This window comes from Variovorax paradoxus (assembly GCF_040544635.1).
Classification (GTDB): Bacteria; Pseudomonadota; Gammaproteobacteria; order Burkholderiales; family Burkholderiaceae_C; genus Variovorax; species Variovorax paradoxus_R.
In genome coordinates, this window is the sequence record NZ_JBEPKJ010000007.1 from 201,922 (window position 1) to 217,332 (window position 15,411).

The following is a 15,411-nucleotide window of genomic DNA, read 5'->3' on the forward strand; positions in this document are numbered from 1 at the left end:
GTATGCAGCAAAATATGGCCTGCGATCACGGTCCTGGCCCTCGCAAGTTTGTATCCATCATCAAGAATTCAGGAAAGAGGTTGTTATGAAGAAGCGCGCTGTTGTTACCGGCATTACAGGGCAGGACGGCGCCTATTTGGCTGAATTGCTCTTGTCCAAGGGTTATGTGGTCTATGGCACCTATCGCCGCACGAGTTCAGTGAACTTCTGGCGCATCGAGGAACTCGGGATTCAAAACAATCCCGACCTGCATCTGGTCGAGTACGACCTGACGGACTTGGGTAGTTCGATTGCGCTGATCAATGAGGCCAAGCCCGACGAGGTTTACAACCTTGCCGCGCAAAGCTTTGTGGGCGTGAGCTTCAACCAGCCAGCCGCCACCGCACAGATCACCGCCGTCGGCACCCTGCATCTGCTCGAAGCCATCCGCCTCACAAACACCAAGATCCGCTTTTATCAGGCGTCGACCTCGGAGATGTTCGGCAAGGTGCAAGCCATTCCGCAAATCGAGGAAACGCCGTTCTATCCGCGCAGCCCCTACGGTGTGGCGAAGCTCTATGCCCACTGGATCACCATCAACTATCGCGAAAGCTACGACATCTTCGGGAGCAGCGGCATCCTCTTCAATCATGAAAGCCCGCTGCGCGGCCGCGAATTCGTAACCAGGAAGATCACCGACTCGGTGGCCAAGATCAAGCTCGGCCTGCTCGACACGCTCGAGCTGGGCAATCTCGACGCCAAGCGCGACTGGGGCTTTGCCAAGGAATACGTGGAAGGCATGTGGCTCATGCTGCAAGCCGACGAGCCCGATACCTTTGTACTTGCCACAAATCGCACGGAAACCGTGCGTGACTTCGTTCAAATGGCCTTCAAGGGCGCAGGCATTGCAGTGGAGTTCAAGGGTTCTGCGGAAAACGAAGTGGCAGTCGACTCCGCCACAGGCAAGACCGTCATGCGCATCAATCCGAAGTTCTACCGGCCCGCAGAAGTCGAACTGCTCATTGGTAACCCCGCCAAGGCGAAAGCAAAACTGGGCTGGGAGCCCAAAACCACGCTGGAACAGCTCTGCCAGATGATGGTCGAGGCCGATTTGCGGCGAAACACCAAAGGCTTCTCGTTTTGAGAATTTTGCTGACCGGGGCGGGAGGTTTCACCGGCCGTCCTTTCGCACAACAGGCCCGCGATGCGGGCCATGAAGTTGTTGCTTTGCGTGCTGACCTCACGGATAGGGCGGGCCTCCTGCAGGAAATCCAGGATGCCCGACCGGATGCGGTCGTTCACCTGGCGGCAATCAGCTTCGTCGGGCATGCGGCAGAGCAAGCGTTTTACGCCGTCAATGTAGTTGGCACCACGAACCTGCTCGATGCGCTCGTGCAGCTACCCGTGCCTCCACGGCGTGTGTTGCTGGCCAGCAGCGCCAACATCTACGGCAACAGCGAGCAATCGCCGCTTGCGGAAACCCAGCCGCCCGCGCCGGTCAATCACTACGCGATGAGCAAGCTGGCCATGGAATACATGGCTCGCACGTACGCCGAGCGGCTCGACCTCGTGATCACGAGGCCGTTCAATTACACCGGACCAGGGCAGGATTCGAATTTTCTGATCCCAAAGCTGGCCGAGCACTTTGCCGCACGTGCGCCTTCAGTTTCGCTGGGCAACCTGCTGGTGGAGCGTGAATTCAACGACATCCGCATGGTGTGCGATGCTTATCTGCTGCTGCTCTCGCATGGGCAGCCGGGCGAGGCTTACAACGTATGTTCGGGTCAGCCGTACACACTGCAGCATGTCATCGATACCTTCGAACAACTGACGGGACACTCGATCAAGGTAGAGGTCGATTCGCGGTTTGTCAGACCCAACGAAGTGCATCGGCTTTGCGGGAATCCCGACAAGCTGAACAAGGTTGCCTCAGCGCATCGAGCGCCGTTGCAGATGCCTTCTTTGAAAGATACTTTGCAGCGCATGTTGGACGTTGCCGCCGCTGGCGCTTCACCCCGCTAGATGCCGAGTTGCAATAGATTATTCCCACCGAGACGGGAAGCCGGAGGCCTGTAGCTCAGTGCAGCATGGGCCATCGGGCGTCGTAGTAGCTCAGGAATACCGACAACCATGCCATGCGCTCGTGGCTGTTGGCTCAGACGCGGCCACAGCCTCTTCGTGTTGAAGGCCATCGAAATTTAACCCGGCTACTCGCCTGTAACCCGAAGCGGATTGCGGGGGCAGACGATTGCCTTGCAGAGATCTTCTGCAAATACCCGCGAGATCCTCTTGGCTCCCTCGAAGTCCGCGTGATACATGGAATCGAGCATGAGGTTCTCCGGAAGCAGGTATCTTTCGGGCCGCCCCACAACCAAGAAGCCAGCATTCCGGTAAGTCTGAGCGTAACGTTCGAAGTACGCTTCGTAGTTCGGCGTGAGATACGCGCTTCTGAAAGTTGTGGCCGGCCAAGCTTGAACCACGCCGACTTGGTGCTTCCTAGCCCAGCGCGCGAAGGCCAACAGAAATGGGGCTGGGACGTGAGGGTTGGGCGTCAATCTGAGATTCAGGGCCGGCAGTGCACTAACAGTGGCTGCCATATAGGGCAGCTTGTTCGCCACCATGTTGGCACTCTCATCTCCCGAAGCCGTGACAGTCTCAGGGCGATAAAGCGGAGAGTTGTAGGGGATCGATCTGGCGGCCGCTTGCCGGATTACTTGTACTGGCGGATAACCGAACAGAAGTGCAGGAATATTCTGAAGGGGCGCGCTCAGCAGATAGCGAGGGTCGCTCGTCAGCACGAACGTCGAAAGAACCGTCGAGGGCCGTGAGCGATAAACCAACTGATGTTCCAAAGCGAGCACGGCAACGTCGCCGGACTTCAACGACGCCCTTGCGCGGTGCAATATGTAGTCGCCTCCCAATCCTGCGTGAGTTCCAAGATTGACAACCTGAAAGCCGGTGAGCCTCGACAACTCTTCAGCAGAGTACGAATAGTGTGTGCCCGACCCGCCGATGATGACCAGCTTCGGCCCTTCGATCCGAGACGCAGCGGCCTCCTTCTTCTCGTAAATCCCCTCGATCCAGGACGCCTCGATGGGCCGCGGAAACAGCTGCAGTGCAGCGACCCAAAGAGCCATCATGCAGAAGAACACCGCGGCTCCGAGCAGGAAAGGCCTCAGGCGCATCTCTAGAACTTGAAGTAGAGAAACTCGGACGGCGCCGCACTGAATACGCCGAACCCAACAGCCCACGCCAATGCCGCCGTGCCAAGTACACGAGCGGCACTCCGTGTCCGGCCGATCGGTTGTCGCGCGAAACCATGCTGTTGGCCAAAACCATAAATCTCGCTGGTGTTCGGCGCGAAGAAAATGATCAGGTACGCGAAGAAAAGGTATGTGAAGAAGGCCGTGAAGTCGGCGAAGCTCATGCCCTGGCCCCAGGAGATCCCACTCAGGATGTCCGCGCCGAAGTGATAGGCGATCTCGCTCGGCAGCGCGACCATCGCAGGCGCGAACATCGACGCCAGGATTCGCAAAGCCGAGTCGAACGAAGGTGCTCGGAAGAAGACCCAGGCAACGACAACGAGTAAGAAGGTCAGCACGCCGTAGACCGGTGTGAGCAAGCGATGCAACGAGTCCAAGCGCTCCGGTACGAAATGTCGCCACAGGTGGTTCACCACGAGAAATAAACCATGGAGCGCTCCCCAAAAGGCAAACGTCCATGCCGCCCCGTGCCAAAGGCCTCCGAGCAACATGACGATCATCAGATTCACATAGCGCCTGGCCGGATGCACACGGCTGCCACCCAGCGGGATGTAGAGGTAATCCCGCAGAAAGCTCGACAGCGTCATGTGCCAGCGGCGCCAGAACTCGATGATCGAAGTGGCTTTGTAGGGCGAGAAGAAGTTCAGCGGAAGTGTGATCCCAAACATCAGCCCGAGGCCGATCGCCATATCCGAATAGCCGGAGAAGTCGAAGTACAGCTGTGCCGTATACCCGAGAGAGGCGGCCCACGCCTCGACGAAATCCAGCGGCGCGCTCTGCGCTTTGGCGAACAAGGGCGAAACGAACTGCGCAATCGGATCGGCGATGGCGACCTTCTTGAACAGGCCCATGAGAAAAACAGGAAATCCCGCAGACAGCGTCGAAGTCGATAGCGCGAACTTTGTTTCGAACTGACGAATGATGTCGCGGTAGTGCAGCAACGGGCCCGCGATCAAATGCGGGAAGAAGACCACCGAGATCAGATAGTTTTTGAACGCGACGCGTCCGACTTGTCCGCGATAGGTATCAACGAGGAAGGCGATCTGCTGGAAGGTGTAGAACGAGATGGCAAGCGGCAGAACGATGTGCAGGTGCTGCACACGCCATCCGGTCGTTGCAGCAACGTTCTCAACGAAGAAGTTTGCATACTTGAAGTATCCGAGGGCAAACAAGTTGCAAGCCACTCCCAAGACAAGAAGCTTCTTGCGTCGGGCAAACTCGTTCTGCTCTGCCAACTTCTGCGCAATGGTGAAGTTGAAAGCGACCGAGGCGCCAAGAACCAAAACGGCTCCAACCTCCCACCAACCATAAAAGAAGATCGACGCACAGGTGAGTGCGAAGATGCCTGATTGCTGCCCACCCCACCGTATCGCCAACCAAGTGGCAAACAGAGTTAAGGGAAGAAACGCGAAGAGGAACTCGAGTGAGTTGAAGAGCATTGATGTTCTGGCTGCGCCGCGGTCAGCGTTATGAGGGCGACGCCTTGTCTCCAGAGCGGCATTCTATGTGCTCACATTCCATGCGGAGTCCTCGTTCAGCCCTTCAAGCGCAGCGATTGGCCCGACCAGCATCAGCATCCGAGTTCGCGCGCCCTGGTCAGTTGCGCGGGCTTAGGTAGGAGTCACGCGGCGCCTTTGTGTTGATTGCCACCGAAAATTGACCCGGCTAACGCACAAATTTCCGTCTCAGACTGACCCACGTAGAACCCTGCCCTGCTCATTTTTAAGGCAGAGGATCCTAGGAGTAATAGACGTGGCGACATTGGGTGTCATCAGACGCTGGGCCCTGCGTGAGCAGATGTCCATCCGCGAGATAGCCAGGCGTACAGACCTGTCTCGCAACACCGTAAAGAAGTACCTGCGAGCGGGCGAGCTCGAGCAAGCTCGCGGTCGAGGCCACCAAATCGAGGAAACAGCAGCGCAATCTGCGGCAGATCCACACAACCAAGCACTTATCCACACCGCGACGCCTTCGGGCTCACAAAGCGAATGGGTCAGTATTCAATGGAAATTTGGGGTCAGAATCGATGGAATCCAACAGCCATAGGATATCTGGCCCCCAGGCCCATCAGTGCACCAAGCCAATCTGCAAATAGCCAGATACTGGATCACCAGCGTCGAAAGGGGCAGTGGGAGGAGTACTGGGAGCGCCAATCACGACTGACAGCGCGCCGTCTTGCATCGCAAAGTAGTTACCCGCATCGGGGCCGACGAAGGTCCGCAAACCCATAATCGTTGGGCTGGGCGAACTCAGGTTGGCCACGAATCCCGAAGTCGTGCCGTCTTGCGCGATTCGCACAGTACTGTAGGTCGTGGCATCGAAATTCAGTGATCCCCAATTCCATGCGGTATCGCCGCCGCTGGCATTGGTAACCGGCCACGTCGCGGACTCGGCCAATCCAATACGAAACACCATGCTGTTCGGAAGTTTCGGGTAGGGCCCGGCTGCGAGGTAGACATTCTTTCCAGCCACACGGGCGACGGAGAAGGTATCCGTGTCGGACGAATCTGCAACGTTTGTGATGCTCCATTCGTCGGGTGCGATGCCTGCGGAAACGTTATAGGTCCGCAAAGAGGCCGCGGGGCAAGACGCTATGGATGTGATGCTCGGCTCGTCGCACAGAAGGTACACCGTGCCGCCGGCGGTTACCTGGACCTGGCGGATTTCGGAGTTGTGCAGTGTTTTGTCGTGCGTCAGTATCCATCGATCGAGACCGAGACGGTTGTAGACACCGTCCAGCGCGCTTTGCGTGGTGACGAGTGCACGAGATGCGACGAACGGCTGGCTTGTGTAGACGTTGGACGCAAGCGTAGCTGTCACGGCGAACGGGAACGTACCGACGACCGTGTCGCCAGCAAGCCGGAACCGCGTAGTAACCGCCTGCGGCGTGTTGCGGACGCTCTTGAACACATAGGCACCCACCTCCGAGGGATCGGGGACAAAAACATCCGATAGGGTGGTGCCCCCAGAATCCGTTAACGTGTACGACATCGTGTCGAAATTGAGGGACAGCGTCGGCTTCGTTCCGTTGGTCGAGAAAACCTTGTATATGCCATTGCGCGCGTCGCCCGCAGCAACGTTGAACACAACGTCTTTGATGAACGCGGCATTGGCAGTGGCTTTCGCACTGACGGTGAGCACTCCTGCTGCGCCAGTTGTGTTGACGAGTTGCGCCGACCACTTGGCGGCGGAGATCTCGGGATTGCGCAGGCTTATCGAGCCGTCGGGATCCGAAATCATGGTCCAGTCCGCACTTTGGTTTGGCGTGACCGTGATCTTGTCACCGGGCCTCACGGAATAATGGTCGTTGCTGGAGTTCACAGCATTGCCGTTGACCGTCACGCTGACTGAGATCGGAAGAGTGATGGGAAGAATGGGGGCTCCTCCACCGCCGCCGCCACACCCTGTCACTCCTCCCACGAATACCGCGGTGCTGACCGCTAAAGCAAGCCATTTCATTGCAACTTCTCCCTCATGCTTGAAAGTGTCGCGACCGTCGAGCCGGCAGTCGTCAGATGGTCAAATCGTAAACGGGAAACTGAGAAAGTCGAGATGCATATCGTTGGACAACTCGAAAGCCTTGTCGTTCAATTCGACATTCACCGGGTCGGCGTCCGAGGCTGCCTGTCGACAAAAACGTAGTACTTGCTCAGCAAAAAGAATAAGCACGTGTAAACCACGCCAGCGACCAACTGTGCCCAGCCTTTATGCACATTGGCATGTTCGGTCAACACAACCAGAACACCGATATTTGCGAGATAGGCGACAGCGAAGATCAACAAGAAGCGCGTGATTTCACGCTTCTTTCCCGCGACGCTGCGGAAAGTGAACGTCCTGTTCAGGGCATACGACACCACGAGGCCAAAGGCGTAGCCAGTCACATTGCTCGGAACCGGCCCCATGTCAAGCAGGTACATGCACGCGAAGATGACGGTGTAGCCGACGGCAGTATTCAACACGCCGACGGCTGCAAAACGCAGGAGCTGCTTCACTCCCACTTGCGCCACGGAGCGTGGCCGCTGTTCCAAAGCGCTTCCAGTTCGCGCTTGTCGCGCAAGGTGTCACAGGGCTGCCAGAAGCCGTGATGCTGGAATCCCGCAAGTTGGCCATCACGCGCCAGATTCATCAGCGGTGCGCGCTCCCACGACGTGGCATCGTCCGCCACATAGTCGATCACCGAGCGCTCCAACACGAAGAAACCTCCGTTGATCCAGCCGATCTCGTCGCTCGGCTTTTCCTCGAAGCTCGATACCGCTTGGTCCGCACCGATGTTGAGAACGCCAAACCGGCCAGGCGGCTGAACCGCAAGAACAGTGGCGAGTTTGCCCTGCCGTTTGTGAAACGCGACCTCGGCGGAGATATCGACGTCGGACAGTCCATCGCCATACGTCATGCAGAACGCGTCGTCGTCCAGGTACTTGGCGACACGCTTGAGGCGCCCACCTGTCATAGTCTCAGATCCCGTATCGACCAGCGTAATGCGCCAGTCCTCGGCGTGACTGTCCAGGATCTGGTGATCGCCGTTGCGCAAGTCGATACGCATGTCCGACATATGTCGGTAATAGTTGAAAAAAAACTCCTTGATCACGTAGCCCTTGTATCCCAGGCAAACGACGAAGTCCTTGATCCCATGGTGAGCGTACATCTTCATGATGTGCCATAGCAGGGGGCGTCCGCCCACTTCGACCATCGGCTTTGGTTTTGTATCGGATTCCTCGGCAATTCGCGTTCCGAGGCCCCCTGCGAGGATGACTGCTTTCATATGAGTGTTCCTAGAGCTTGAGTTCGCTTGGTTGCATGTTAAGCGTGCATTCAACGATCGCCACCGGATCGGCACGCAACAGGCGATAGATGCGCAGGATGTATTCGCCGATGATGCCAAGCAAGAAAGCGTTGAGCCCGATGCCGAACAGGATCAACAACTGGATGCTGACAAAGCCGCGAGGCAGATCGGGTTGCAGCAAGCGCAGCCCCACGTAATACAGCGAAGCTAGAAGACAGCCGAGCAGGATGACAACTCCCAAGAAGGAAGCCATCCGAAGCGGCACTGTCGAATGGTTAAACACGGCTGTAAGGCCCAGCCGCATCAACCGCATGACGTTGAACTTGCTCTCGCCTGCCGTGCGCGCGTCACGGTCGTATTCGATGCCGGTCTGATTGAATCCCATGCCCGCGATCATTCCGCGCAAGTAGGGGTTGCTCGTGCGCGACCTTGCGATTGCCTCTATGACCGCACGATCGACCAACCTGAAATCACCAGCATCACGGGGAATCGGGTGCTCGCTCACGCGATCGATGACCCAGTAGCCGCATTTGCGGATCAGGTTCATCGCCACGCCCTCCTGCCGCTTGCGACGGATTCCGTAGATCACGTGATAGCCCTGCTGCCAAAGCAAGAAGAAATCCTCGAGCATCTCGGGCGGGTCCTGGAGGTCGGCATCGATCTGCATCACCGCGTCACCGCGGGCATGCAGGTAGTTGGCAAGGATCGAACTCTGAAAACCAAAATTGCGCGAGAACCGCAATGCCCGCACACGAGGGTCTGCAAGGGCGAGTTGCGTCAGCATCGGCCAGGTATCGTCGTCCGAATGGTTGTCCGTGAAAACGAACTCGAGATCACAGCGGTCGCGCATGCGCTCGCCTAGCGCAACAAGTCGGGCGTACAACGCTTGGAGATTTCCCGCTTCGTTGAGCACCGGGATCGCAATTGAAATCAACGGACGTAGTCCAGGCAAATCAGTACCTCTGTTCACTTTGGCAGCCTCTCCGACCTCGACAGCTGAGATTTGACGTACTCTGCGACGCCAGCCTGAGCGGGCCTGAAACTGATACCGGCAAGCACCGCCGGCCTGGCCAACACGGTCGCATAGTTGTCGTCGGGCGGCTCCGGACGCGCCCCAATACGCAACAGGTCCATGCGGCCGACAGCCTTGAAAACCGCTGAAGCAAGATCGGCCAGCGTGCTGGGTTCGCCATGGCTGACGGGTGCAATGCCCACCACGCCGGCCGCAATCAATGCATGCAATGCGCTCACGTCATCGTCGACGTGGTGGTACTCGCGCAATTGGCGGCCCGGCGACATCTCGAACGGAATACCTCGATGTATCGCGTGGCACATCTGCCCCAGAAACATGAACGGCGCGGGTGGTCCACCACCATAGAGCGTATGTATCTGCAAATGCAGCACCGGATCGCCAGCACCCGCCCGCCGTGCCACTTGCAACCCAAGTTCGGACTTGCTGGCGACATAGACGTTGGGATGAGACGTCAGCTGCTCCATCACGGTGCCCAGGGTGATGACGCGCAAGCCGGCATCGGTCGCACCCTCAAGGACCTGCAACGGCAGATCTACGTTCACGCGACGCAGCAGTTGGTGCGGCAATGCAGGGTCGAGCAACCCCGCCGCCACGACGACGACCGATCCTGCGGGCGCGCCCTTGAAAAATTGCGCAACGTCCTTGGCCGAACCCGGGCGCCACCAATCCTGATACCGGTCCCGCTCCAGCAGCGTGACTTCGCTGGCCGGACGCGACGCAGTAATCGCCTGTCCGACCCGGCCTCGCCCGCCGACAAGATAGATCATGCGCGCATGTCCCGGCGCCAGCTCTCGATCTGTGCCAGCGTGATTTCGCGCGCGGACTGCGGCGCCTCGTAGTATTTGCGGTACCAGGTCGCTGTCTCGCGCGCCACGCGATGCGTATCCCACACCGGCGTCCAGCCCAGCAGGTTGCGCGCGAGTGCACTGTCTAGCGCGAGCGCCCCGGCTTCCGGCAGAGGGTTACTCATGAACTCGAGCGGCGGACGCCGCCACTCGTCGCTCATAAGCTCCAGCACCTCGCGGACCGAAAACTGCCGTGGGTCATGGGGCCCGAGGTTCCAAGCGCGCGCCGCGGACTCCGGCTCCGGACCAATCAACTTGGCCATTAACAGCATGTAACCATGCACCAAAGCCAGCACATGCTGCCAGGGGCGCGTCGCCTGCGGGTAGCGCAGCGTTAGAGGAAGGTCATCAACAACGCTTCGCACGAAGTCAGGGACGAGCCGATCCTCCGACCAGTCGCCGCCGCCGACAATGTTGCCGCCGCGCGCCGTGGCGATGGCAGGGCCCTTTCCCTCGGCGAACGGGTACGACGCGGCGTAGCTCTGGATGACCATCTCGGCAGAGGCCTTCGATGCGCTGTAGGGGTCCTTGCCGCCCAGCGGATCGTTTTCCCGGTAGGCCCAAGGCCATTCATTGTTCCGGTAAACCTTGTCGGTAGTCACGCAAACCACCCCTCTGACCCCGGGAACTGTGCGCGCAGCTTCCAGGACATGTGCCGTGCCTTGGGCATTGACCTCGAATGTCCGAAGCGGCTCGCGATACGACCGGCGCACCAGCGGCTGCGCCGCCAGGTGCAGCACCAATTCGGGCGCAAAAGCCTGCATCGCGGCAAGCAGACGGGGGTAGTCACAGATGTCCGCGAAGGTGCCCTTGACGGCGCTTCCAAGGTCTGCCGCTTCGAACAACGACGGCGAGGTCTCGGGGGGCAAGGAGTAGCCTTCCACAATCGCACCAATCGATTGCAGCCAAAGACAAACCCAGCTGCCGGTAAATCCGGTGTGGCCAGTCACGAAGACGCGACGGCCTTGCAGCACCTTCTCGAAATCTGCCAGTTCGCTCATTCCTGCTTCGCCTTCATTCCATATCTTTTCAACTTGGTCTCGCACTCGAGGCGGTACATGATTGCTACTCGAACAATTCGGCGCTGTCCCACGACGCGCCGGCGAGGTCTTTGGTCGACAACGTCGGCGCAGCGCCAACATCCGGCCACGCGATGCCCACGATCGGATCGTCCCAGCGGATCGCCCGCTCGTGCGCGGGTGCGTAGTAGTCGGTGGTCTTGTAGAGAAAGTCGGCAGATTCGCTGAGCACCAGGAACCCATGCGCAAAGCCTTCCGGCACCCAAAGCTGCCGGTGATTGTCTTCGCTGAGCTCGACCCCTACCCACTGACCGAATGTCGATGAAGAGCGGCGGATATCCACGGCCACATCGAACACCGCGCCGCGCGTAACGCGCACCAGCTTGCCTTGTGTCTGCGCGAGTTGATAGTGAAGTCCGCGCAACACGCCTCTGGCGGAACGCGAATGGTTGTCTTGAACAAAATCGACATGTCTTCCAACGGCCTCGTCAAAGGCTTTGTTGTTGAAGCTCTCGTAAAAGAATCCGCGTGCATCGCCGAACACTTTCGGCTCGATCACAAGGACCTCGGGGATGGCTGTGGGCGTGGCTTTCATGGCGCAGCAAAGAATAAGTGGGGCAGATCAGGCGACGCGCTTCAGGTAGCCGTCGGGCGCAACGCTGATCAGCAGCTTGCTATCGACAGCCCGATCAATTTCGAACGAAGAACCGTGCGTCTTGAGAAACTCATGCACTGCAGTCTTCGGATTGTCTCCCGGCCCCCATGGACGATCCGGGAAGAAGTCGGCGGGTAGGTCTTCGACAATCGTGTCGAATACCACGCAGTAACTACCGACCGATACCATCGGCGCGTAAGCCTTCAGTTCGTCGAGGACATGTGCATGAGTGTGATTGCTGTCGAGACAAACAAGAACACTCTTCTTGCCCAGCGCCTCGCGCTGGACTGCCGCGATGATATCGGGCGCGATGCTCGAGCCCTCGATCATTGAAATGCGCTTCGCCATCGGGTGCTCCTCAATGGCGCGCCGGTTGTGAGCGCGAATGTCGATGTCAACGCCCACCACTTTCGCATTGGTAGGTCCACCGCATGCAGCGTTCAGCTCCAGCATGGCGGCAGAGAAGATCAAAGATCCGCCGTGCGCTATTCCTGTTTCGATGATCAGGTCAGGCTGAACGCGCCAGATGATCTCCTGCATTGCCACCATGTCTTGCGGATACTGAATGATCGGTCGCCCCATCCAGGAAAAGTTGTAGGAGTAGCCGGCGCTGATGGAAGAGTTCATCAGCGCCTTGGCATCAACCTGCAGCGCGGCGTTGCTTTCGTTGGCGGCGATGCGGGCCGCGACTTCAGCTTCAAATGTCATTCTGGTCTACCTTCACAAGACGGAATTTTCCTCGAGACTGCTCGAGGATTTCGTCGAAATAGTTGGAGTTCATTACAAACATGAGCGCGTCGGCAGGCAACGTCTCGAATGCGGTTTGTGGCGAAACTATTCGCAAGCCTGTCCCCGCCATATAGCGGTTTTGCTTGACCGGGTTGATATCTATCGCCATGTCGAAGGCGATGCCGGCATGACCTAGATGATGCGCAAAGATTACACCCTTGGACGATGCGCCCCAGATAGCCTTGGGACCCGAAGTGGCGCTGGCAACCACCCTGCCGCGTTCAACTCCGGCCAGAAAGTCGCTTGGCAATTCAACTTGGTCTCGAGCGTCAGCAACCGGGGGGCGCAATGTTGCCAGATCGGCCACAACGTACAGATACTGCCCACCGAAGACATGGCCCTGCTCGTGGACGGTCGCGAACATCCGTTGGAAATCGGACGCACGAAAATAATTGACGTGTTCGTAGAAAATGTCGAACCACGCTCTGCGTGCGCGAATCCAGTCGAAGCACGGGACCTCGATATAGATTTTTCCCTGCCCGCCGTTGGCAGCCGCAATGGACCGAAGAAAGCTCACCGGATTCTGGATGTGCTCGAGAACGTGGCGCAGAACGAGCGCATCGGCTGAAAGCCCAAGACCCGGCGAAAACGCCGCCTTGATCACATGAGGGCTGTCCCCTTCATACGCCGGATCGATGCCTGTTGCTTCATACCCAGCTTCGCGAAGATGGTTCAGAAAGTAGCCCTTGCCGCAGCCAACCTCGATCACAGAACGATGCGTGAAGTGTCGCCCGATGATGGAGAGAACGACCTCCAGGTGCTCACGAAAAACACCAGAGCAAGCCTGCTCATTCTGATAGTCCGCATCGTAGGCAAGCAGCGAAGAGTCGAAGGCTGTGTTAAACACCAGTCCACTTACAGCGTCCTGGACAAGCATCATGTCCCCTGTGGGCGACTCCCTGCCGGCCAGCGCGGAATCGTAGACACGGTTCTGGAGGACGGGCAATCGCTCGATGTGCAACAACTTGCGCTGCATCACTCGCCTCCCAGGAGTTGCCTTAGCTTGGCATTTCGCCCCCAAAACGCCATGGGCTCGTATGACGGATAGGGAAAGTGTCCCAACACGAGCTTCGCCGATATCCGATAAGCGTCTCGCCATTCCTCGACGAGGGATCGAACGGACCTGGGTTTGCCGGAACACACATTGACAATACCCGCACCGGGCGCATTCCTGGCCAATGCCGCGAGATAGCGCGCTACATCACGCACATGCAGGTAGTCGCGAAGCTGCTCGCCCGCGGACATGCGGAACTCGGCATCACCACGCGCGCCGGCAGCCATCAATTGGCTGTACAACGATGTAGGAGCTTGCCCATCTCCATACATGTAGAACAGTCTTGCCCAAGTCAGAGCGAGGCCTGTTTCGGCAGCTAGAAACTCGAGCTCACGACGCAACGCATCCTTGGCAAAACCATACGGATTGCGGGGGTCTGCCAGCAACGCCTCGTCGAGCTCGCCAGTGCGCATGCCGTATTCGAAGCAGGTGCCAGCACACACAAGGGACCGCAGGCCACTGGTCGCGAGCAGACGAAGAAACTGGTATTGCTCACCTAGGTGCGTCTCGAAGTGATGCAGCGACTGGTAGTTTGGCAGGCCGCTCCAGGCCAGGTGGATCAACACGTCGGGTTCACCGAGCACTCTGTATGCGTTCGACGGCGGCCGCGTCAGATCGATGGAGGCATGCGCGACGCCGTTGGGCAGCCATGACAGGTCCTGCGTTTGATGCGACACCGCTACAACCTGGTCTTGGCCTGCAGTCGCGAGTACGCCCAGCAGATGCCGACCGATAAATCCACTGGCGCCAGTGACCGCGATCTTCATGAGATTTGGATCTGGGGAATCGCGCAGACGAACTGGCCTCCCCAATCTCGGACATAAGAAAGCTGGCTCATCACCTCCGCCTTGAGGTTCCACGGCAAGATGAGTACGTAGTCGGGTTTCTCACGCTTCAGCTGCTCCTCGCTGACGATCGGGATCCGACTTCCCGGAAGGTAGAGCCCCTGCTTGGAGGGATTGCGATCCACCACCCAAGGCAGCAACCCCGCGCGCACGCCGGCGTAGTTGAGCAAGGTATTGCCTTTGGCTGCCGCGCCATAGGCGCCCACGCGCTTGCCCGCCCGCCTGGCTTCGATCAAGAACGTCATCAGCCCATCGCGAATATCGTCGGCACGGGCTTGGAAACCAGCGTAATAGGCGGGCGTCTCCACGCCTGCGTCTGCTTCAACACGCAGAAGCCGCCCGACGCTTTCTTCCTCGCGACGCCTTCCGGTGTCGAGCCGTTGCGCATAGAGGCGCAGACTCCCACCATGCGTGCCGAGTTCTGTGACGTCAAAGATCCCGAGGCCGTTCGATTCGAACAGCCGACGCACGGTTGCCAACGAAAGATACGAGAAGTGCTCGTGATAAATCGTGTCGAACTGGCATTCCTCAATCAAGCGCATCAGATGAGGGAACTCGAACGTGGCCACGCCTTGGGGCTTCAACAACTTCGCAAAACCGGCGACGAAATCGTTGACATCGGGAACGTGCGCAAGGACGTTATTGGCCACAGTCAGGTCGGCGGCTCTGCCATCGGCAACAAGTTCTTCCGCCAGAGCCACACCGAAGAATTTCTCGACAATTTCAAGCCCCTTGGCACGCGCCGCACGCGCTGTACTCGCGGTCGGCTCCACACCAAGGCACGGGATCCCTGCTTCCCGGACGTACTGCAACAAATAGCCATCGTTTGCCGCAATCTCAACGACATGCGATTCCGACGAGAGGGCAAACCGCTGCACAACTTCAGCGACATAACGGCGGCTGTGTGCAAGCCAGCTTGTCGAATAGGAACTGAAATACGCATAGTCGCTGGAAAACAGCTCCGCATAGTGCGCATAGTCATCCGTCTGGATCAACCAGCACTTCGTGCAGGTCAACACACGCAGCGGATACCACTGTTCAGGCGCAGAGAGCTGGGGCAAGCGAAGATACGCATTCGAGGGAGGCGACGTTCCCAAATCCATCAATTCCAGCGAAAGGCCTGAATGACAGTAGCGGCATTTCATT

At 58.4% G+C, this 15,411-nt stretch carries 15 protein-coding genes and 2 pseudogenes; 3 read left to right on the top strand and 14 right to left on the bottom strand.

The features are described from left to right. The first annotated feature begins 85 nt into the window (after positions 1-85). Both gmd and ABIC94_RS14190 read left to right on the top strand, forming a co-directional pair. Positions 86-1,123, top strand: coding sequence for a GDP-mannose 4,6-dehydratase (gmd, locus tag ABIC94_RS14185; RefSeq protein WP_354373634.1), 1,038 nt, complete (start codon positions 86-88; stop codon positions 1,121-1,123). Further along, positions 1,120-2,001, top strand: a complete 882-nt coding sequence (locus ABIC94_RS14190; RefSeq protein ID WP_354373635.1) for a GDP-mannose 4,6-dehydratase — start codon at positions 1,120-1,122, stop codon at positions 1,999-2,001. The genes gmd and ABIC94_RS14190 overlap by 4 nt, the downstream gene beginning before the upstream one ends. Here ABIC94_RS14190 and ABIC94_RS14195 read toward each other — a convergent pair. From ABIC94_RS14195 to ABIC94_RS14205, 3 genes and pseudogenes are all read right to left on the bottom strand, one after another. After that, a pseudogene (locus ABIC94_RS14195) lies at positions 1,998-2,134 on the bottom strand (IS481 family transposase); the annotation flags it as partial. The gene ABIC94_RS14190 and the pseudogene ABIC94_RS14195 sit on opposite strands and share 4 nt — an antisense overlap. Before the next feature lie 52 nt (positions 2,135-2,186). After that, positions 2,187-3,164 carry a hypothetical protein gene (locus ABIC94_RS14200; protein ID WP_354373636.1) on the bottom strand — a complete coding sequence of 326 codons (978 nt, stop codon included), beginning with the start codon at positions 3,162-3,164 and terminating at the stop codon, positions 2,187-2,189. A 2-nt stretch (positions 3,165-3,166) separates the two neighbouring features. Beyond that, positions 3,167-4,681: an MBOAT family O-acyltransferase gene (locus ABIC94_RS14205; protein ID WP_354373637.1), complete on the bottom strand. Its 1,515-nt coding sequence runs from the start codon at positions 4,679-4,681 to the stop codon at positions 3,167-3,169. Between the two features lie 358 nt (positions 4,682-5,039). On the opposite strand from ABIC94_RS14205, the pseudogene ABIC94_RS14210 reads away from it, so the two are divergent. After that, a pseudogene (locus tag ABIC94_RS14210) lies at positions 5,040-5,181 on the top strand (helix-turn-helix domain-containing protein); the annotation flags it as partial. 128 nt (positions 5,182-5,309) lie between these two features. On the opposite strand, the gene ABIC94_RS14215 reads toward ABIC94_RS14210, so the two are convergent. From ABIC94_RS14215 to ABIC94_RS14265, 11 genes are all read right to left on the bottom strand, one after another. Next, positions 5,310-6,701: a hypothetical protein gene (locus ABIC94_RS14215; protein WP_354373638.1), complete on the bottom strand. Its 1,392-nt coding sequence runs from the start codon at positions 6,699-6,701 to the stop codon at positions 5,310-5,312. 140 nt (positions 6,702-6,841) lie between these two features. After that, the gene (locus ABIC94_RS14220) at positions 6,842-7,234 is read right to left on the bottom strand and encodes a GtrA family protein (RefSeq protein ID WP_354373639.1); all 393 of its coding nucleotides are present in this window, start codon (positions 7,232-7,234) and stop codon (positions 6,842-6,844) included. Beyond that, complete coding sequence (gene rfbF, locus ABIC94_RS14225) at positions 7,231-8,004, bottom strand: glucose-1-phosphate cytidylyltransferase (RefSeq protein WP_354373640.1); 774 nt, start codon at positions 8,002-8,004, stop codon at positions 7,231-7,233. The genes ABIC94_RS14220 and rfbF overlap by 4 nt, the downstream gene beginning before the upstream one ends. A gap of 10 nt (positions 8,005-8,014) precedes the next feature. Beyond that, positions 8,015-8,959 carry a glycosyltransferase family 2 protein gene (locus ABIC94_RS14230; RefSeq protein WP_354373641.1) on the bottom strand — a complete coding sequence of 315 codons (945 nt, stop codon included), beginning with the start codon at positions 8,957-8,959 and terminating at the stop codon, positions 8,015-8,017. A 32-nt stretch (positions 8,960-8,991) separates the two neighbouring features. Then, positions 8,992-9,825, bottom strand: a complete 834-nt coding sequence (locus ABIC94_RS14235; protein ID WP_354373642.1) for an NAD-dependent epimerase/dehydratase family protein — start codon at positions 9,823-9,825, stop codon at positions 8,992-8,994. Next, positions 9,822-10,904: a CDP-glucose 4,6-dehydratase gene (rfbG, locus tag ABIC94_RS14240; protein WP_354373643.1), complete on the bottom strand. Its 1,083-nt coding sequence runs from the start codon at positions 10,902-10,904 to the stop codon at positions 9,822-9,824. Before rfbG ends, ABIC94_RS14235 begins: the two co-directional genes overlap by 4 nt. A 64-nt stretch (positions 10,905-10,968) precedes the next feature. Continuing rightward, on the bottom strand, positions 10,969-11,517 hold the full coding sequence (rfbC, locus tag ABIC94_RS14245) for a dTDP-4-dehydrorhamnose 3,5-epimerase (protein ID WP_354373644.1): 549 nt from the start codon (positions 11,515-11,517) through the stop codon (positions 10,969-10,971). 27 nt (positions 11,518-11,544) lie between these two features. Further along, positions 11,545-12,285, bottom strand: a complete 741-nt coding sequence (locus ABIC94_RS14250) for a cephalosporin hydroxylase family protein (RefSeq protein WP_354373645.1) — start codon at positions 12,283-12,285, stop codon at positions 11,545-11,547. Continuing rightward, positions 12,275-13,342, bottom strand: a complete 1,068-nt coding sequence (locus tag ABIC94_RS14255) for a class I SAM-dependent methyltransferase (protein WP_354373646.1) — start codon at positions 13,340-13,342, stop codon at positions 12,275-12,277. Before ABIC94_RS14255 ends, ABIC94_RS14250 begins: the two co-directional genes overlap by 11 nt. Continuing rightward, complete coding sequence (locus ABIC94_RS14260) at positions 13,342-14,187, bottom strand: NAD-dependent epimerase/dehydratase family protein (RefSeq protein WP_354373647.1); 846 nt, start codon at positions 14,185-14,187, stop codon at positions 13,342-13,344. Before ABIC94_RS14260 ends, ABIC94_RS14255 begins: the two co-directional genes overlap by 1 nt. Next, positions 14,184-15,410, bottom strand: a complete 1,227-nt coding sequence (locus tag ABIC94_RS14265; protein WP_354373648.1) for a class I SAM-dependent methyltransferase — start codon at positions 15,408-15,410, stop codon at positions 14,184-14,186. The genes ABIC94_RS14260 and ABIC94_RS14265 overlap by 4 nt, the downstream gene beginning before the upstream one ends. Between the last annotated feature and the right edge of the window lies 1 nt (position 15,411).